23 protein-coding genes and 1 tRNA gene are annotated in these 16,482 nt (G+C 64.8%); 18 read left to right on the forward strand and 6 right to left on the reverse strand.

What is annotated here, in order from left to right:
* Positions 1–132 precede the first annotated feature (132 nt).
* From rplA to C4N9_RS14675, 6 genes are all read right to left on the reverse strand, one after another.
* The gene (gene rplA / locus C4N9_RS14650; protein WP_109534102.1) at positions 133–834 is read right to left on the reverse strand and encodes a 50S ribosomal protein L1; all 702 of its coding nucleotides are present in this window, start codon (positions 832–834) and stop codon (positions 133–135) included.
* 3 nt (positions 835–837) lie between these two features.
* On the reverse strand, positions 838–1,290 hold the full coding sequence (gene rplK, locus C4N9_RS14655; protein ID WP_109534103.1) for a 50S ribosomal protein L11: 453 nt from the start codon (positions 1,288–1,290) through the stop codon (positions 838–840).
* Positions 1,291–1,376: 86 nt separating this feature from the next.
* Positions 1,377–1,910, reverse strand: a complete 534-nt coding sequence (nusG, locus tag C4N9_RS14660) for a transcription termination/antitermination protein NusG (RefSeq protein WP_109534104.1) — start codon at positions 1,908–1,910, stop codon at positions 1,377–1,379.
* A 261-nt stretch (positions 1,911–2,171) separates the two neighbouring features.
* A complete protein-coding gene (secE, locus tag C4N9_RS14665) occupies positions 2,172–2,369 on the reverse strand; it encodes a preprotein translocase subunit SecE (protein ID WP_109534105.1) in 198 nt (65 codons plus the stop codon).
* A 318-nt stretch (positions 2,370–2,687) separates the two neighbouring features.
* A tRNA-Trp gene (locus tag C4N9_RS14670) sits at positions 2,688–2,763 on the reverse strand.
* Between the two features lie 436 nt (positions 2,764–3,199).
* Positions 3,200–4,183 (reverse strand): delta-class carbonic anhydrase, encoded by a 984-nt coding sequence (locus C4N9_RS14675; RefSeq protein ID WP_245902572.1) that lies wholly within the window; start codon positions 4,181–4,183, stop codon positions 3,200–3,202.
* Positions 4,184–4,823: 640 nt separating this feature from the next.
* Between C4N9_RS14675 and rpmC the strand changes: the two genes are divergently transcribed.
* From rpmC to rpsM, 18 genes are all read left to right on the forward strand, one after another.
* Entirely contained in the window at positions 4,824–5,027 is a 204-nt protein-coding gene (gene rpmC, locus C4N9_RS14680; protein WP_109534106.1) for a 50S ribosomal protein L29, read from the forward strand.
* Positions 5,028–5,039: 12 nt separating this feature from the next.
* Entirely contained in the window at positions 5,040–5,279 is a 240-nt protein-coding gene (gene rpsQ / locus C4N9_RS14685) for a 30S ribosomal protein S17 (protein WP_109534107.1), read from the forward strand.
* 62 nt (positions 5,280–5,341) lie between these two features.
* On the forward strand, positions 5,342–5,710 hold the full coding sequence (gene rplN, locus C4N9_RS14690; protein WP_109534108.1) for a 50S ribosomal protein L14: 369 nt from the start codon (positions 5,342–5,344) through the stop codon (positions 5,708–5,710).
* A complete protein-coding gene (gene rplX, locus C4N9_RS14695; RefSeq protein WP_109534109.1) occupies positions 5,710–6,015 on the forward strand; it encodes a 50S ribosomal protein L24 in 306 nt (101 codons plus the stop codon). Before rplN ends, rplX begins: the two co-directional genes overlap by 1 nt.
* Positions 6,015–6,575, forward strand: a complete 561-nt coding sequence (rplE, locus tag C4N9_RS14700; protein ID WP_109534110.1) for a 50S ribosomal protein L5 — start codon at positions 6,015–6,017, stop codon at positions 6,573–6,575. The genes rplX and rplE overlap by 1 nt, the downstream gene beginning before the upstream one ends.
* 19 nt (positions 6,576–6,594) lie before the next feature.
* A complete protein-coding gene (rpsN, locus tag C4N9_RS14705; protein ID WP_109534111.1) occupies positions 6,595–6,900 on the forward strand; it encodes a 30S ribosomal protein S14 in 306 nt (101 codons plus the stop codon).
* A 12-nt stretch (positions 6,901–6,912) separates the two neighbouring features.
* Positions 6,913–7,311, forward strand: a complete 399-nt coding sequence (gene rpsH / locus C4N9_RS14710) for a 30S ribosomal protein S8 (protein ID WP_210404048.1) — start codon at positions 6,913–6,915, stop codon at positions 7,309–7,311.
* Between the two features lie 10 nt (positions 7,312–7,321).
* The gene (rplF, locus tag C4N9_RS14715) at positions 7,322–7,855 is read left to right on the forward strand and encodes a 50S ribosomal protein L6 (RefSeq protein WP_109534112.1); all 534 of its coding nucleotides are present in this window, start codon (positions 7,322–7,324) and stop codon (positions 7,853–7,855) included.
* Between the two features lie 11 nt (positions 7,856–7,866).
* Positions 7,867–8,226, forward strand: coding sequence for a 50S ribosomal protein L18 (gene rplR / locus C4N9_RS14720; RefSeq protein WP_109534113.1), 360 nt, complete (start codon positions 7,867–7,869; stop codon positions 8,224–8,226).
* A 127-nt stretch (positions 8,227–8,353) separates the two neighbouring features.
* On the forward strand, positions 8,354–8,914 hold the full coding sequence (gene rpsE / locus C4N9_RS14725) for a 30S ribosomal protein S5 (RefSeq protein WP_109534114.1): 561 nt from the start codon (positions 8,354–8,356) through the stop codon (positions 8,912–8,914).
* A 12-nt stretch (positions 8,915–8,926) separates the two neighbouring features.
* Positions 8,927–9,112 (forward strand): 50S ribosomal protein L30, encoded by a 186-nt coding sequence (gene rpmD, locus C4N9_RS14730; RefSeq protein WP_109534115.1) that lies wholly within the window; start codon positions 8,927–8,929, stop codon positions 9,110–9,112.
* A 170-nt stretch (positions 9,113–9,282) separates the two neighbouring features.
* A complete protein-coding gene (locus tag C4N9_RS14735; protein ID WP_109534116.1) occupies positions 9,283–9,921 on the forward strand; it encodes a hypothetical protein in 639 nt (212 codons plus the stop codon).
* Between the two features lie 87 nt (positions 9,922–10,008).
* Positions 10,009–11,214: a cytochrome P450 gene (locus C4N9_RS14740; RefSeq protein WP_109534117.1), complete on the forward strand. Its 1,206-nt coding sequence runs from the start codon at positions 10,009–10,011 to the stop codon at positions 11,212–11,214.
* An 82-nt stretch (positions 11,215–11,296) separates the two neighbouring features.
* Positions 11,297–12,964, forward strand: a complete 1,668-nt coding sequence (locus tag C4N9_RS14745; protein ID WP_109534118.1) for a putative transporter — start codon at positions 11,297–11,299, stop codon at positions 12,962–12,964.
* A 142-nt stretch (positions 12,965–13,106) separates the two neighbouring features.
* A complete protein-coding gene (gene rplO / locus C4N9_RS14750; protein ID WP_109534119.1) occupies positions 13,107–13,586 on the forward strand; it encodes a 50S ribosomal protein L15 in 480 nt (159 codons plus the stop codon).
* 104 nt (positions 13,587–13,690) lie between these two features.
* Complete coding sequence (gene secY / locus C4N9_RS14755; protein ID WP_109534120.1) at positions 13,691–15,055, forward strand: preprotein translocase subunit SecY; 1,365 nt, start codon at positions 13,691–13,693, stop codon at positions 15,053–15,055.
* Positions 15,052–15,696: an adenylate kinase gene (locus tag C4N9_RS14760; protein WP_109534121.1), complete on the forward strand. Its 645-nt coding sequence runs from the start codon at positions 15,052–15,054 to the stop codon at positions 15,694–15,696. The genes secY and C4N9_RS14760 overlap by 4 nt, the downstream gene beginning before the upstream one ends.
* Positions 15,697–16,107: 411 nt before the next feature.
* Positions 16,108–16,476: a 30S ribosomal protein S13 gene (gene rpsM, locus C4N9_RS14765; protein ID WP_109534122.1), complete on the forward strand. Its 369-nt coding sequence runs from the start codon at positions 16,108–16,110 to the stop codon at positions 16,474–16,476.
* Positions 16,477–16,482 lie beyond the last annotated feature (6 nt).

The following is a 16,482-nucleotide window of genomic DNA, read 5'->3' on the forward strand; positions in this document are numbered from 1 at the left end:
CGACCCGATGCCAAGGGGGGGGGCTTCAGCAATTTCCGTGCCAGACGGGCAGGGGCCGATAATCGGGATGCCCGAAAGGCAAAAGGCCCCGCGCGGGGCGGGGCCTTTCGAAGCGTTGGAACCGGGGCGCGATCAGGCGGCGCCGGTGGCCGAGGCCAGGTCGACGCTGACGCCCGGACCCATGGTCGAGGACAGCGAGACCTTTTTCAGGTAGGCGCCCTTGGCGCCCGACGGCTTCGCCTTGTTCACGGCGTCGACGATGGCGCGGACGTTTTCCACGAGCTTGCCTTCATCGAACGAGACCTTGCCGACGCCGGCATGGATGATCCCGGCTTTCTCGACCTTGAACTGGACCTCGCCGCCCTTGGCGTTGGCAACGGCGGTCGCCACGTCCATGGTCACGGTGCCGACCTTCGGGTTCGGCATCAGGTTGCGCGGGCCCAGGATCTTGCCCAGACGGCCGACGATCGGCATCATGTCCGGGGTCGCGATGCAGCGGTCGAAATTGATCTCGCCGCCCTGGATCGCCTGCATCAGGTCTTCGTCGCCGACGATATCGGCGCCGGCTTCGCGGGCCTCATCGGCCTTCGCGCCACGGGCGAAGACAGCGACGCGGACGGTCTTGCCGGTGCCGTTGGGCAGCGAGACGACGCCGCGGACCATCTGGTCGGCGTGGCGCGGGTCGACGCCCAGGTTGATCGCGACTTCGACGGTTTCGTCGAACTTGGCCGATGCGGCGCCCTTGACCAGCTTCACCGCGTCTTCGACGGTGACGTTGGCGGTGGTGCCGAAGGCTTCGCGGGCGGTGCGGGTACGTTTACCGAGCTTGGCCATGATTTACCCTTTCACCTCGATACCGCACGACTTCGCCGAGCCGAGGATGATCTGCATCGCGCCTTCGACGTCGTTGGCGTTCAGGTCCTTCATCTTCGCTTCGGCGATCTCGCGCACCTGCTTGACGGTCACGGTGCCGGCGACTTCGCGGCCCGGCTTGACCGATCCGCGGGCGCGGTTGCGCTTGCCCACGGGCTTCAGGCCGGCGGCCTTCTTCAGGTACCACGACGCAGGCGGGGTCTTCAGCTCCATGCTGAACGACTTGTCCTGGTAATAGGTGATCACCACGGGAACCGGCGCGCCGGGTTCCATGTCCGCCGACTTCGCGTTGAAGTCCTTGCAGAACTGCATGATGTTGATGCCGCGCTGACCCAGGGCGGGGCCCACGGGCGGCGAGGGGTTGGCCTGACCGGCCTTAACTTGCAGCTTCAGCTGCCCGATGACTTTCTTGGCCATGTGGCCGCTCCTTTCTCACAACGCCCCGAAACGGGGCCTGCTTAGTGGTCCGGGGGGCCCGAAAGCCGCCCTCCCACGGTGATCACTCAGGCGCCCTTGGTCACCTGGGTGAATTCCAGTTCCACCGGCGTCGGGCGGCCGAAGATCGACACCATGACCTTCAGGCGGCCATTGTCGTCGTCGACTTCCTCGACCATGCCGGAGAACCCGTCGAACGGGCCGTCCGACACCTTCACCTGTTCGCCCACTTCGAAGCGGATCAGGTTGCGCGGTGCGGTTTCGCCTTCCTCGACGCGGTTCAGGATCAGGTTCACTTCCTCGTCGCGCATCGGGCTCGGCTTGCCGTGCTGGCCGAGGAAGCCGGTCACGCGGTTGATCGAGCTCACCAGATGCTGCGTGCGGGGCGTCAGTTCCATGCGCACCAGCACATAGCCGGGCATGAAGCGACGCTCGGAGGTGACTTTCTTGCCGCGGCGGACCTCGATGACCTCTTCGGTCGGGACCAGAACCTCTTCGATCTGGTCCTCGAGCGCCGCCTCGGCGGCGGCCTGGCGGATCGCTTCGGCGACCTTCTTCTCGAAGTTCGAGAGAACGCTCACCGAGTACCAACGCTTGGCCATGCCATTTCCCCGTCTGTGACAGCCTGTGCCGTCGCGAAAATCGTTTCAGGTCAAGCGGTTCGTCGCTGCCGGACCCTGTGCGTCCCGCAGACAAAAAATGTGCGCACCGAATCGGTGCGCGCCTGTCTGCCGGAATGTGTTGCTGCCTTTAACGTCAGCGGGGGCGGGATTCAAGGGCAATTCAGGGCCGTATCCCGCTTCGATCCCCGGCTGCGGCCCTGTTTTCAAGGCCGTTCCGGCCCCGGGCCCCGCCGCCGGCGCTTAGCTGACCAGCCCCAGCACCGCACCCAGCCCGGTGCGGATCAGCAGGTCGACGAGAAAGAAGAACACCGCCGTCAGCCCGGTCAGCACCAGCACCATGACCGTGCTCACGCCGACTTCGCGCCGCGTCGGCCACGACACTTTCGCGGTCTCAGAGCGCACCTGCTGGAGGAACGTCAACGGGTTGGTCCGGGCCATGGAAACTACCTCTGGGCACAAGAATCGTCCGCAGGTCTGCGGCACCGCGCCGAGATACGCCCGGCCTTCCCGCGTTTCAACCCGTCGGACCCGCGACCGGCGGAGCGGCGCTCAGGAAGCCCGACTTGATGTCGTTTGTGCAACACAAAATGGTTAACCCGTGCAGAACAGCGGATTTTCGGTCCGGCTTCAAGCGCGTTTTCTCAGGGTTTCGGTGTCGGGCAAAGAAACCGCGCGTGCGAAAGCGGCGCTGTGTCGCATATTTCGGGGAGGGCGGTCCGGCATTGAGCATGGTCGCGCGCGGAACCGGATCGGGCCTGGCAGGGGCAGAGGGACTCGAACCCCCGACCCTCGGTTTTGGAGACCGATGCTCTACCAACTGAGCTATACCCCTAGGCCTGCGGCGGGGGATACGGGCTGCGCGGGCGGAAATCAAGAGGGGTTTTTCACCCTTTCGTACCGCCGGGACAATCGCGGTCGCGGGCCGGGACGCCGCTGGGCGCAGGGCGCCCCTCGCGCGCGAACTCAGGTCCCTTTCGCGCCGATGGCTTCAGACGCCTTCGGGTCGATGGTGGGAAACCTGCCTCACTTTGGTTCCCGCCTATAAATATAGAGTCGTGAAACCTCCCTCTTGCCCGTGACTATGGTAAGAACCGGAGTGCAGCAGCGCCCCAGGTAAGCCAGAGCCTGATAGGGCAGGGGGCTGCTGCCCGTGACTTCTGATAGGCCAAGGGAGGGCGCTCAGCCCCGTGGCCAGCCGCGTTCATCCTCCCACAGTCGGCCCCGCACTTGCCCTGTCGGGTTCCCGGGCGTGAATGTGCGGACCCAATCTATCGCTGGATCGGTGACAGAAGTTCGGGCTCTATGACCAGGTTGCGGACCCCGTGCGCGTGATCTTCCTCGAACACATTGCCGGCGAACCACGCTTCCAGCGACGCAATCGAGACGCGCATGACCTGCGGCCGGACGCTCCACGTCACCTGATAGGGTGAGCCCGCCTCGTTATAGGCGGGGCCGGTGGTCGAGCCTTGGTAGACGACCGGCATTCCCATCGTCATCGGCAGGTTCGGCGCCTGGGCGTAGCCATCGACCGACGACAGAGCGGCCAGCGTGGTGAATCGCGGGGCGGTGTCGTCGTTGACCACGACCATCACCTGCGCTTCGACGCGGAGCTGCGGGTTGCCGGTGGCGTCGTTCAGGCAGGCCCCCAGTGTCGGGCCGGGGCGGACATCCGCGGTCGTGTAGACGAAATGCACCTCGATCGTGTCGCCGGGTTCGATCGCGCCATGCGCCGTTGCGCCGACCGGACGGGGAAAAGGCGCCAGCTCGTCCGGGGTCAGGCGACCGGAATAGGCAAAGCCCGTGCCATACCCCGTGCCGTTGCCATTGCCGATATAGAGCGTGAAATCGCCGCCGCGATGCTCGGCCCCTTCGTGCAGGTGGATGTTGCACAGGTTCATGCGCGTGTGATGCGGGGCGGTGCCGAAGATCCGTGCATTGGCGCCGAAGGCCCGGTCGATGTCGCGCGGGGATTGCGGGCCGAACCCGGCGCCGATCGCGGACTGGTACAGCGCGGCCCGCTGCGCGGCGATCACCGCGTCGGGGACCGGACCCCCGCCGCCGGACACCGCGCCATGATCGTCATGCCTCCCGGCCGACGTCCCCGGCATCGGGGGCGCGGGGGCAGCTCCGTGCGCCGCAGCGGGAAGGGCGTGAGTGTCGCCCGGAGCGGCGCTGTGCGACTCGGTCGCCGGCGCCGGCGCGGGCGGAAAGGCCAGAAGGATGACCGCGAGCACCGACGCCGCGAATTTCATAAGGAACATTCGAATCCTGACACCGTTTACGAGATCCCGCTCGGGCGGGAACGAGGAGACACGATGGGCCCCGGCCCGGTGCGGATCAAGGGGCTGGCGCCGCAAGAATACAGAGCATTTTCATAGATTTGTGCGTGATCGCCTGGTCCGGAATCCGGTTTCCCGGGCCGCTGGGCCTTTCATGCCGGCGCTTCGAGCTTCGCTGGCACGAAATCCCGATGAAACTACTCAAGTTATTGATTTCAATGAGAACGTCTTGCATTCTCGGTGCCGCTCGCCTAATTGAATCCCCGCGGCAGGAACGGGTTCCAGCCAGCCAGCCATGCGGGGCCGATGGCGTCGCAAGCCAGCATCGCCAGACACCCCGTTCCTACCCGCCGCGTTCCCGTCAGGCCGCCTGCTTGCCACCCACCGGAAGCGTCAGATCGACCCGGCGCGCCGCGCAGGATGCCGAAACCCGTCCCGACCTTAACTTTCCCACGGTTTCCCGGCCTCCGGGCTTGCCTTGAGGGCGCGGCTCCCGTATAGGGCCGCATCCTGCGGATTCCGGCGACGGAATCAGCGGGCTTGTCATTGACTCCACCGGAAGCAGGGTCACCCCGAAAGGGCCCTCTGGTGATGTTGAAAAAGGAGCAGGCGCATGACCGCCGCTGAACTGACCGGCAAATCGCCGGAAGAGCTGCGCGAGCAGCTCGTCTCGCTGAAGAAAGAGGCCTTCAACCTTCGGTTCCAGAAGGCCACCAACCAGCTGGAAAACACGGCCCGCATCCGCGCCGTCCGTCGTGACGTCGCCCGCGTGCAGACGATTCTGAACCAGAAAGCCGCTGAAGCGGCGGCGAACTGAGGATAACGAGACATGCCCAAACGCATCCTGCAAGGCACCGTGACCTCGGACAAGAACGAGCAGACGATCACCGTCCTCGTCGAGCGTCGCTTCACGCATCCCGTCATGAAGAAAACCGTGCGGTCCTCGAAGAAGTACCGCGCGCATGACGCGAACAACCAATTCAAGGTCGGTGACACCGTTCGCATTGAAGAATGCGCGCCGATCTCGAAGTCGAAGCGCTGGCGCGTCGTGACCGGGGCTGACGCCTGAACACCACTCGCCAGGGTTCTACGAAACCCTGGGGATAACCCCCAAAGGTCGGGAGACTTTCCATGATCCAGATGCAGACCAATCTGGATGTTGCTGACAACTCCGGCGCTCGCCGGGTGCAGTGCATCAAGGTTCTGGGCGGCTCGCATCGCCGCTATGCTTCTGTGGGCGACATCATCGTGGTGTCGGTCAAAGAAGCCATTCCGAAAGGCCGCGTGAAAAAGGGTGACGTCCGCAAGGCCGTCGTCGTGCGCACCGCCAAGGAAGTTCGCCGCGAAGATGGCACCGCCATCCGCTTCGACCGCAACGCCGCCGTCATCCTGAACAACCAGGGTGAGCCGGTCGGGACCCGTATCTTCGGCCCGGTCGTGCGCGAGCTGCGCTCGAAGAACTTCATGAAGATCATTTCGCTTGCGCCGGAGGTGCTCTGATGGCTGCGAAACTGAAGAAGGGCGACAAGGTCGTCGTTCTTGCCGGCAAGGACAAAGGCAAGCAGGGTGAAATCACCACTGTGATGCCGAAAGACGGCAAGGCGATCGTCGACGGCGTCAACATCGCCATCCGCCACACCCGTCAAAGCCAGACCGACCAGGGCGGCCGCCTTCCGGTCGCGAAGCCGATCGACCTGTCGAACCTGGCGCTGGTGGACGCAAACGGCAAAGCCACCCGTGTCGGCTTCCGCGTGGAAGACGGCAAGAAGGTGCGTTTCGCCAAGACCACGGGAGACGTGATCTGATGCTCGACGCAGCCACCTACACCCCGCGCTTCAAGGCCGACTACAAGGACCGCATCCGCGCGGCCCTGAAAGAAGAGTTCGGCTACAAGAACGACATGATGATCCCGCGTCTGGACAAGATCGTCCTGAACATGGGCGTCGGCGAAGCGGTCAAGGACACCAAGAAGGTGAAATCGGCCCAGGCCGACCTGACCCTGATCGCCGGTCAGCAGGCCGTGATCACCAAGGCGAAGAACTCGATCGCCGGCTTCCGCGTCCGCGAGGAAATGCCGCTCGGTACCAAGGTCACCCTGCGCGGCGACCGGATGTACGAGTTCCTCGAGCGCCTGATCGTCATCGCGCTGCCCCGCGTCCGCGACTTCCGCGGCGTCAAGGGCGACTCGTTCGACGGCCGTGGCAACTATGCCATGGGCATGAAGGAGCACATCGTCTTCCCGGAAATCGACTTCGACAAGGTCGACGACGTTCTGGGCATGGACATCATCATCTGCACCACCGCGAAAACCGACGCGGAAGCCAAGGCATTGTTGAAGCACTTCAACATGCCGTTCATGGCCTGACGCGGAAGGAGAGAGAAACATGGCTAAAAAATCCATGGTCGAACGCGAGAAGAAGCGTCAGAAGCTGGTGCAGCAATACGCCGCCAAGCGTGCCGCTCTGAAGGAAGTCGCTACCGACCCGAATGCCTCGATGGAAGACCGCTTCAAGGCCAACCTGAAGCTGGCTGAACTGCCGCGCAACTCGTCGGCCACCCGGCTGCACAACCGTTGCCAGCTGACCGGTCGTCCGAAAGCGTATTATCGCAAACTGCAACTGTCGCGGATCATGCTGCGGGAACTGGGGTCGAACGGCCACATTCCCGGCATGGTCAAGTCGAGCTGGTAAGGGGGAGCGCACATGTCGATGAACGATCCTCTCGGCGATATGCTGACCCGCATTCGCAACGCCCAGCTTCGCGGCAAGTCGACCGTCCGCACGCCGGCCTCCAAGCTTCGCGCCTGGGTGCTCGATGTGCTGGCCGACGAAGGCTATATCCGTGGCTATGAGCGCACGACTTCGGTCGAGGGCCATCCCGAGCTGGAAATCCAGCTCAAATATGCCTCGGGCGAGCCCGCGATCCGCGAGCTGAAGCGTATCTCCACCCCTGGTCGCCGCGTCTATGCCGGCGCCAAGGAAATCCCGTCGGTCCGCAACGGCTTGGGCGTCTCGGTGGTTTCGACCCCGAAGGGCGTCATGTCCGATGCGAATGCACGCGCTGCCAATGTCGGCGGCGAAGTGCTCTGCCGCGTGTTCTGAGGAGGGCATCATGTCTCGTATTGGCAAGAAGCCTGTCGCCGTGCCTTCGGGCGCAACCGCGACGATCTCCGGTCAGACGGTGAGCGTGAAGGGTCCGAAAGGCACCCTGACCTTCACCGCGACCGACGATGTGACGATCACCCAGGAAGACGGTGCGATCAAGGTGACCCCGCGCGGCACCTCGAAGCGTGCCCGTCAGCAATGGGGGATGACCCGCTCGATGGTCGAGAACCTGACCATCGGTGTGACCGACGGGTTCAAGAAGGAACTGGAACTGCAGGGTGTGGGTTACCGCGCCGCGATGCAGGGCAAGGACCTGAAACTCTCGCTCGGCTACAGCCACGAAGTGATCTTCGAGGTTCCGCAGGGCATCACCGTCACCGTTCCGAAACCGACCGAAGTCGTGATCGAAGGCATCGATCCGCAGCAGGTTGGCCAGGTCGCCGCGAATATCCGCGAGTGGCGTGCGCCCGAGCCCTACAAGGGCAAAGGCATCCGCTACAAGGGTGAGTACATCTTCCGCAAGGAAGGCAAGAAGAAGTAAGGACGCGACAGATGGCGAACAAAAAGCTCAAGCTGTTCCAGAAGCGTCGCCAACGCGTCCGGAACAAACTGCGGAAAACCGCCAATGGCCGTCTGCGCCTGTCGGTTCACCGTTCGAACAAGAACATCAGCGTCCAGCTGATCGACGATTCCAAGGGGACCACGGTCGCCTCGGCCTCGACGCTGGAAAAAGAGCTGGGTGTCGTCGGTGTGAACAACATCGACGCCGCGACCAAGGTTGGCGCCAAGATTGCCGAGCGCGCGAAAGCGGCCGGCATCGAGGAATGCTACTTTGACCGTGGCGGCTTCCTGTTCCACGGGAAGATCAAGGCCCTGGCCGATGCCGCCCGCGAAGGTGGCCTGAAGTTCTGATGCTTGCAGGCGGCACGGGTGTTTCCGTGCCGCCTCGATGATCCAGGGCCCCGCCTTTGCGCGGGGCCACTGCGATCGGATCCAACCGGCGCCGCCAAGCCGCGCCACCACGAAAGGATGCCAATCCATGGCAGAACGTGATAACCGCCGGAGCCGTCGTGACGACCGCGACGAAAATCCGGAATTCGCCGATCGTCTTGTCGCGATCAACCGCGTCTCGAAGACCGTCAAGGGTGGTAAGCGCTTCGGCTTCGCCGCGCTCGTCGTCGTCGGCGACCAGAAAGGCCGCGTCGGCTTCGGCAAAGGCAAGGCGAAAGAGGTCCCCGAGGCCGTTCGCAAAGCCACCGAACAAGCCAAGCGCAACATGATCCGCGTCCCGCTGCGCGACGGTCGTACGCTGCACCACGACATCGAGGGCCGTCATGGCGCCGGTAAAGTCGTGATGCGGACCGCCGTTGCCGGTACCGGGATCATCGCGGGCGGCCCGATGCGCGCCGTGTTCGAGATGCTGGGCCTGCAGGACGTCGTGGCGAAATCGCTCGGCTCGCAGAACCCGTACAACATGATCCGCGCCACGATGGACGGCCTGAAAAAGCAGGTCAGCCCGCGTCAGGTCGCACAGCGTCGCAGCAAGAAGGTCGCCGACATCCTCCGCAAGGACGATGCCCCGGCCTCGGCCGAAGCGTAAGGAGAGACGGACATGGCTACCATCGTCGTCAAGCAGATCGGCTCGCCGATCCGTCGCCCCGCCAAGCAGCGCGAGACGCTGAAGGGCCTGGGCCTGAACAAGATGCACCGCACCCGCGAGCTCGAGGATACCCCCTCGGTGCGCGGCATGGTGAACTCGATCCCGCATCTCGTGGCGATCGTCGAAGAAAAAGCCTGAACCTCGCGTTCGGTGCCAATCGGAAAGGGCGGGGTTCTCCCCGCCCTTTTTGCATGCGCCTGGCCGATAGCCCGGCTCGGGCTTGCCTCTTCGGAAGTTGATCGCCCGGCCCTTTTGTCGCCCGAGCCAAAGCTCTACCCCTGAGCCTCGCAACCCCGACGGACGAGCCGATGCGGACCGCGATTCTCAGACTGACACTGACCCTTGCCGCGACGCTTGCCGCCGGCATGGCGCGGGCTGATATCTGCGATTACCGGCTGTCGCAATTCCTGACCCGCAATGCCTCACCCGCGGTGAACGCAGCTTCCGAGGCGGCGCGGACGCAGACCGGCACCGGCGACGCGATGCTTTATATCCTCGTCGATCCCCGCACCGGACGCGCGCATGTCGGCGCCACGGAGCCCGGCGATGCCGGCGCCGACGATGGCGGGCTGCTGGCCAGCACCGCGCGGCTGCTGGGCTCGGCCGTGGCGCTGGTGGGGCGGGACAGCCCGCTTCTGTCGGTGGGCAGCGCGGCGGTCTCTCTGGGGGCCGAGGCCTTCTGTCGCTTCGGCGACGAGCGGATCACCGAATATGACGACGTGCTCGACATCCTGCGCACCGTCGATCTGACCATGCCGCCCGACCTGTTCGCCGTGGTCGAGCCGGGGCTGGAAGAGCATGACGCCTTCATCCGTCTCAGCCGCAATGACGGTTTCGACCTCAGCGAATACCGGGTCGATCAGCTTTACATCGTGAACGGCACGCTGATGCACCGGCAATGGGGCGTGAACGAGGTCGTGGGCGACATCGCCATCTTCATGCGCTGAACGCGTGTCATCGTTGCAAACGCCACGACACCCCTTGCCCCCGCCGGTCCCCTGCGCCACTTTGCGCCCAAGCCAGGGAGGGCCAGCATGCTCGACATCGCCGATTTCGATCTGAACGCCATCGGGATGGATTACATCCGCAATCCCTATCCGGTGCTGCGCGCGCTGCGCGACAAAAGCCCGATACACCGCAACGCCGACGGCTCGGTCTTTCTGACCCGCCATGCCGATGTGCTGAAAGTCTACCAGTCGCGCGCGATGCTGTCGGACAAGACCGAGGAATTCGGCAAGAAATTCGGCGAATGCCCGCTGAAGACCCACCACACGACCAGCCTCGTCTTCAACGATCCGCCTTACCACACGATGGTGCGCAAGCTGCTTGCTTCGGCCTTCACCCCGCGCAAGCTGGCGGTGTTCGAAGGGTTGATCGAGGGCATCGTCGACCGGCTGCTCGACACTGTCGAGGAAAAGGGCGAGCTGGACCTCATCGACGATTTCGCCAAGGTCCTGCCGACCGAGATCATCAGCTTCATGCTGGGTATCCCGCCCGAATACCGCCAGAAGCTGCGCGGCTATTCGCTGGCCATCCTGGGCGCGCTGGATCCCGTGGTTCCACCCGAGCGATTGAAGGCCGGTAACGAGGCGGTCACCGAATTCACCGAGATCCTGACCGACATCATCGACCACCGCCGCCGCAACCGCGAGGGCGCGATGGAGGGCGAGGTGCTTGAAAGCCTGATCTTCGGCGAGATCGACGGGCGCAAGCTGACCGAGGAGGAGTTGATGCAGAACTGCATCTTCCTGCTCAATGCGGGGCATGAAACGACGACGAGCCTCGTGGGCAATTCGGTCGGCATCCTGCTGAACCACCCCGACCAGCACCGGCGCCTTCTGGACGACCCCGACCTGATCACCACGGCGGTCGAGGAATTCCTGCGCTATGAGAGTCCGCTGCAACAGGGCAACCGCATGGCGGGCGAGGATATCGACCTGGGCGATACGGTGCTGCCGGCAGGGACCTATATCCATACCTCCATCGCCGCCGCCAACCGCGATCCGGCGGTGTTCGACGATCCCGACCGGGTGGATCTGGGTCGCAAGCCGAACAAGCATCTGGCCTTCGCCACCGGAATCCATATCTGTCTGGGCGCGACGCTGGCGCGGGTCGAGGGGCGTATCGCCATCGGCGGGCTGGTGAAACGCTTCCCCAAGCTCGCGGCCAATGGCGAGGCGCGGATGGTGCCGCTCGCGCGCTTCCGGGGCTATGAAAGCCTGCCGGTGCGGGTGCGCTGACGGGGCAGGGGGCCGCTGTCCTTGACGGTGGCCTCCGGGTCCTGTCAGCATGCCGCGACGCAGCGACCGCAAGGCGACCGGAATGCCCCCCTTCAACGACGTCCTGGGCGATATCGGCCTGACAATGCTGGCGATCTCGCTGGCCGGGGCGCTGGGGCTTCTGTTCGGACGCCTGTCCCTGTGGGGCGTCGGGCTGGGCATCGGCGGCGTGCTGTTCGCGGGGATCCTGCTGGGGGATCTGCTGGCGCGCGCGGGCGTCGGGCTCAGCCCCGAGATGCTGGAATTCGTCCGCGAATTCGGGCTGATCCTGTTCGTCTTTACCATCGGCATCCAGGTCGGGCCGGGTTTCTTCGCCTCGCTGCGCAAAGCCGGGCTGCGTTTCAACCTCGCGGCGGCTTCCATCGTGGGGCTTGGCGTGGCGGTGACGCTGGCGATCCATCTGCTCTTTGCGGTGCCGGTCCCGGCGCTGGTCGGGCTTATGTCGGGCGCGGTGACCAACACGCCCGGTCTGGGGGCTGCGGTGCAGGCGCTGGCCGATGCGGGCGCCACCGCGGAACAGGTCGCGACGCCGCCCCTGGGCTATGCGGTGGCCTATCCCTTCGGGGTCGTCGGGATCCTTGTATCGATGCTCGTGATCCGCGCCACCACCCGCCCCTCGATCGGGGCCGAGGCCGCCGCCTATGACGCGGGCCGCCGTCAGACCGGCCCGCTGCCCAGCCTCAACATCGTGCTGCGCAACGCCAATTTCGACGGACTGCCGCTATCGTCCGTGCCGGGGCTGTTCGATGCGGGTGTCGTCGCCTCGCGGATGCGCAAGGACGGGGCGCTGATCGTGCCCCGGCGCGAGACGGTGATTGCCCTGGGCGACATGCTGCACCTTGTCGGTCCCGACGATCGCATCCGCGCGCTTCAGCGCATCCTCGGCCAGAGCGTGGACGAGCCGCTGACAACCAAGGGCACCGCCCTGCGCTGGACCCGTATGGTCGTGACCGAACGCCGGGTGCTGGGCCACCGGCTGCGGGCGCTGGCGCTGACGGAAAGCCACGGGGTCACCATCAGCCGTATCCTCCGCGCGGGCGTCGAGCTGCCGGTCGAGGCCGACAGCACGCTTGAATACGGCGACATCGTCACGGCGGTGGGACCGGCCGAGGCGCTGGAAGCCGTGCGCGGCATCCTCGGCGATCAGCGCAAGCGGCTGGACGAGGTCGATTTCCCCGGTCTCTTCGTCGGCATCGCGCTGGGTGTGTTGCTTGGGGCGATCCCGCTGGCGCTGCCGGGGCTGCCCGCGCCGCTGAAGCTGGGCCTTGCGGGCGGGCCCCTGGTCGCGGCCATCGTGCTGGGGCGGCTGGGCCATTGGGGGCCGTTCATGTGGGCCATGCCGCCGGTCGCGAACCGCGCGCTGCGGGAACTCGGCATCGTGCTGTTTCTGGCCGTGGTCGGGCTCAAGGCGGGGGACCGCTTTCTGGAAACGCTGATCCACGGCGCGGGGCTCGCCTGGATCGGCTACAGCATCGCCATCACGCTGATCCCCTTGCTGACCGTGGGGCTGATCGCGCGGCTGGTCTTCGGCTTCAATTACCTGTCGCTCTGTGGCGTGCTGGCCGGATCAATGACCGACCCGCCAGCGCTGGCTTTCGCCAATGCCCAGAGCGAGTCGCCCGCGGCGTCGGTCGCCTATGCCTCGGTCTATCCGCTGGTCATGGGGCTGCGGATATTCGTGCCGCAGGTGCTGGTCCTGCTGCTGCTTTAGCGCCGCCGCTCAGCGCCCCACTTGAACGCGCGCGCCATCCCGTCTATACGCGCCCCGGTCGGCAACCGCCGATTCACGAAACGTCACGCCGAGTTGCCCCTTTCCGTCGCAGGCGGGGTATTCCGGCACAGGAGATGCGACAATGAAACTGAACGAACTTCGCGACAATCCCGGCGCCACCAAGACCAAGAAGCGCGTTGCGCGCGGTCCCGGCTCGGGCAAGGGCAAGACCGCTGGCCGTGGTATCAAGGGTCAGAAATCGCGTTCGGGCGTGGCCATCAACGCCTATGAAGGCGGTCAGATGCCGCTGTATCGCCGCCTGCCGAAGCGCGGCTTCTCGAAGCCGAACCGCAAGGAATGGGCCGTCACGAACCTGGGCGCCATCGCCAAGTTCATCGAAGCCGGCAAGATCGACGCCAAGGCCGAGATCAACGAGGACGTGCTGGTCGCTTCGGGCCTCGTGCGCCGCAAGCTCGACGGCATCCGCGTTCTGGGCAAGGGTGAATTGACCCAGAAAGTCACGATCACCGTGTCGGGCGCCTCGAAATCGGCCATCGAGGCCGTCGAGAAAGCCGGCGGTTCGCTGAAGACCACCGTGGCGGCGGCTGAAACCGCCGAATAAGGTGTTGTGGGGGCGGCCATCGCCCCTTACATCTTCACCATGGGTTTTGCTGCGCCGCCGACCGGAACCCGGGCCGGCGGCGCTGTCATGAAAGAGACGGGAACATGGCTTCTGCTGCAGAGCAAATGGCGGCCAACACTTCGTGGGCCACGCTCGCCAAGGCGAAGGACCTCCGCCAGCGCATCCTCTTCGCGATCGGATTGCTGATCGTCTATCGTCTGGGCACCTATATCCCGGTCCCCGGCATCGACGGCGCCTCGCTGCGCGAGTTCATGACCGAGGCGGCGGCAGGGATCGGGGGCATGCTCAACATGTTCACCGGCGGTGCCATCGCGCGGATGGGGATCTTCGCACTGGGCATCATGCCCTATATCTCGGCCTCGATCATCGTGCAGCTTGTCGCGGCGATGTACGGCCCGTGGCAGCAGCTGCGCAAGGAAGGCGAGCTGGGGCGGCGCAAGCTGAACCAGTACACGCGCTACGGCACCGTGTTCCTGGCGCTGGTGCAGAGCTATGGTCTGGCCATCTCGCTGGAAGCGGGCGATCTTGTGACCGATCCGGGCTGGTTCTTCCGCATCTCGACCGTGATCACGCTTGTGGGCGGCACGCTGTTCCTGATGTGGCTGGGCGAGCAGATCACCGCGCGCGGCATCGGCAACGGCGTCTCGCTGATCATCTTCGTCGGCATCATCGCCGAGGTTCCCTCGCAGCTGGCGCAGTTCCTCAGCCAGGGCCGCACCGGCACGATCTCGTGGGCGGTGATCATCGGCATCATGGCGATGATGGTGGCGCTCGTGGCCTTCGTGGTGTTCATGGAGCGGGCTCTCAGGAAGGTGCATATCCAGTATCCGCGCCGTCAGGTGGGGATGAAAGTCTATGACGGCGGCTCGTCGCACCTGCCGATCAAGGTGAACCCGGCCAACGTGATCCCGGCCATCTTCGCCTCGTCGCTGCTCTTGCTGCCGACCACGCTGTCGACCTTCTCGGGGCAGTCGACCAACCCGATCATGGCGACGATCCTTGCCTATTTCGGGCCGGGCCAGCCGCTTTACCTGCTGTTCTTCACGGCCCTGATCGTCTTCTTCACGTTCTTCTACACGCTCAACGTGTCGTTCAAACCCGATGACGTGGCCGACAACCTGAAGAACCAGAACGGGTTCATCCCGGGCATCCGCCCCGGCAAACGGACCGAGGAATACCTGTATTACGTCGTGACCCGTCTCACCACCGTCGGTGCCATCTACCTGGCCGGCGTGGCGCTGATGCCCGAGATCCTGCGCTCGCAGCTCTCGATCCCGTTCTACTTCGGCGGCACATCGGTGCTGATCGTCGTGGCGGTCACGCTGGACACGATGAGCCAGGTGCAATCCCATCTCGTCGCTCATCAGTACGAAAGCCTGCTTGAGCGCTCGCAACTGCGCGGAAAGAACCGCGGCAAGAACCCGCGGAAAGGACCGGCTCTGCGATGAACATCATTCTTCTGGGCGCCCCGGGCGCAGGCAAGGGCACGCAGGCGCGCATCCTCGTGGAGGGGCGTGGCATGGTGCAGCTCTCGACCGGGGACATGCTGCGGGCGGCGCGTTCCTCGGGCACCGAGATGGGCCAGAAGGTCGCGGCGATCATGGATGCGGGCCAGCTGGTCACGGACGAGATCGTCATCGGCCTGATCGCCGAGCAGATCGAAACCGTCGATGCCGCGGGTTTCATCTTCGACGGTTTCCCGCGCACGCTGGCCCAGGCCGACGCGCTGGGCGACCTGCTGGAGAGGAAGGGCCTGTCGCTGGACGCCGTGGTCGAACTGCGCGTCGATGACGAGGCGCTCGTGGACCGCATCACCGGCCGCTTCACCTGCGGCAATTGCGGCGAGGTCTATCACGACCGCACGAAGCCCACGAAGGTGGAAGGCACCTGCGATGTCTGCGGCTCGCACGACCTGAAGCGCCGCGCGGACGACAACGAGGACAGCCTGCGCCAGCGCCTGATGGAATATTACAAGAAAACCTCGCCGCTGATCGGCTACTACCATTGCAAGGGTAGCCTGAAAGTGGTGGACGGGCTGCAGGACATGGCCAAGGTGACGGCGGACGTGGCCGCCGCACTGGACGGCTGACCCGGCACCGGGCACCAGGGCCTGACCAAGTAGACCCCTTCCGTGCCCCGCGCGGAAGGGGTTTTCATTGGGCTGGGCGGTCCTTTGTCCAATTCCGCCCTGCCACACTGGAAACGGCCTGCCGGGTGCTCTATCATCAGGGGCAGACCGCTGATCCGGTCGATACGGATCGCTGACGTCATGGAAATCGCGCTGTCGGGCGTAAAACGTCTTGACAGAACGCGGCGGCTCTTGACGGCCAGCCGAAAACCGCCTACCCGAAGCCCCTGACCGAAACATCCGAGTCGTTCATCGGCTCGGATCGTTTGTGTGGATCACTCCCCCCGGTCGGTTCGCTTGGCACGGCCCCGCAGGCTCGTGTTGTGAAAAAAGGTTCTGGGACTACGGAACCGCAACAGAAGGAATAACCGCGTGGCACGTATTGCTGGCGTTAACATCCCCACGGGGAAGCGCGTTCCGATCGCGCTGACCTATATCACCGGTATCGGTCCCTCGACCGCCGAACAGATCGTCGCAGCGCTGAACATCGACTCGACCCGTCGCGTCAACCAGCTGACCGATGACGAAGTTCTGGCGATCCGCGAATACATCGATGCCAATCTGACCGTCGAGGGCGACCTTCGCCGCGAGACGCAGATGAACATCAAGCGCATGATGGACATGGGCTCGTACCGTGGCCTGCGTCACCGCCGTAACCTTCCTGTCCGCGGTCAGCGTACCCATACCAACGCCCGTACCCGCAAGGGCCCGGCGAAGCCGATCGCCGGCAAGAAGAAGTAAGGGGAG

Origin of the sequence: Pararhodobacter marinus (assembly GCF_003122215.1) — a bacterium.
Classification (GTDB): domain Bacteria; phylum Pseudomonadota; class Alphaproteobacteria; order Rhodobacterales; family Rhodobacteraceae; genus Pararhodobacter; species Pararhodobacter marinus.

What these genes read in the sequence shown, in the direction of transcription:
- C4N9_RS14735 (WP_109534116.1), top strand. Translation starts at nt 9,283, where the DNA reads ATGCGGACCGCGATTCTCAGACTGACACTGACCCTTGCCGCGACGCTT.
- C4N9_RS14760 (WP_109534121.1), top strand. Translation starts at nt 15,052, where the DNA reads ATGAACATCATTCTTCTGGGCGCCCCGGGCGCAGGCAAGGGCACGCAG.
- rplF (WP_109534112.1), top strand. Translation starts at nt 7,322, where the DNA reads ATGTCTCGTATTGGCAAGAAGCCTGTCGCCGTGCCTTCGGGCGCAACC.
- rpsQ (WP_109534107.1), top strand. Translation starts at nt 5,040, where the DNA reads ATGCCCAAACGCATCCTGCAAGGCACCGTGACCTCGGACAAGAACGAG.
- rplO (WP_109534119.1), top strand. Translation starts at nt 13,107, where the DNA reads ATGAAACTGAACGAACTTCGCGACAATCCCGGCGCCACCAAGACCAAG.
- rplA (WP_109534102.1), bottom strand. Translation starts at nt 834, where the DNA reads ATGGCCAAGCTCGGTAAACGTACCCGCACCGCCCGCGAAGCCTTCGGC.
- C4N9_RS14675 (WP_245902572.1), bottom strand. Translation starts at nt 4,183, where the DNA reads ATGAAATTCGCGGCGTCGGTGCTCGCGGTCATCCTTCTGGCCTTTCCG.
- rpsN (WP_109534111.1), top strand. Translation starts at nt 6,595, where the DNA reads ATGGCTAAAAAATCCATGGTCGAACGCGAGAAGAAGCGTCAGAAGCTG.
- rpmD (WP_109534115.1), top strand. Translation starts at nt 8,927, where the DNA reads ATGGCTACCATCGTCGTCAAGCAGATCGGCTCGCCGATCCGTCGCCCC.
- rplK (WP_109534103.1), bottom strand. Translation starts at nt 1,290, where the DNA reads ATGGCCAAGAAAGTCATCGGGCAGCTGAAGCTGCAAGTTAAGGCCGGT.
- C4N9_RS14740 (WP_109534117.1), top strand. Translation starts at nt 10,009, where the DNA reads ATGCTCGACATCGCCGATTTCGATCTGAACGCCATCGGGATGGATTAC.
- rplE (WP_109534110.1), top strand. Translation starts at nt 6,015, where the DNA reads ATGCTCGACGCAGCCACCTACACCCCGCGCTTCAAGGCCGACTACAAG.
- secE (WP_109534105.1), bottom strand. Translation starts at nt 2,369, where the DNA reads ATGGCCCGGACCAACCCGTTGACGTTCCTCCAGCAGGTGCGCTCTGAG.
- rpmC (WP_109534106.1), top strand. Translation starts at nt 4,824, where the DNA reads ATGACCGCCGCTGAACTGACCGGCAAATCGCCGGAAGAGCTGCGCGAG.
- rplR (WP_109534113.1), top strand. Translation starts at nt 7,867, where the DNA reads ATGGCGAACAAAAAGCTCAAGCTGTTCCAGAAGCGTCGCCAACGCGTC.
- rplN (WP_109534108.1), top strand. Translation starts at nt 5,342, where the DNA reads ATGATCCAGATGCAGACCAATCTGGATGTTGCTGACAACTCCGGCGCT.
- C4N9_RS14745 (WP_109534118.1), top strand. Translation starts at nt 11,297, where the DNA reads ATGCCCCCCTTCAACGACGTCCTGGGCGATATCGGCCTGACAATGCTG.
- secY (WP_109534120.1), top strand. Translation starts at nt 13,691, where the DNA reads ATGGCTTCTGCTGCAGAGCAAATGGCGGCCAACACTTCGTGGGCCACG.
- rpsH (WP_210404048.1), top strand. Translation starts at nt 6,913, where the DNA reads ATGTCGATGAACGATCCTCTCGGCGATATGCTGACCCGCATTCGCAAC.
- nusG (WP_109534104.1), bottom strand. Translation starts at nt 1,910, where the DNA reads ATGGCCAAGCGTTGGTACTCGGTGAGCGTTCTCTCGAACTTCGAGAAG.
- rpsE (WP_109534114.1), top strand. Translation starts at nt 8,354, where the DNA reads ATGGCAGAACGTGATAACCGCCGGAGCCGTCGTGACGACCGCGACGAA.
- rplX (WP_109534109.1), top strand. Translation starts at nt 5,710, where the DNA reads ATGGCTGCGAAACTGAAGAAGGGCGACAAGGTCGTCGTTCTTGCCGGC.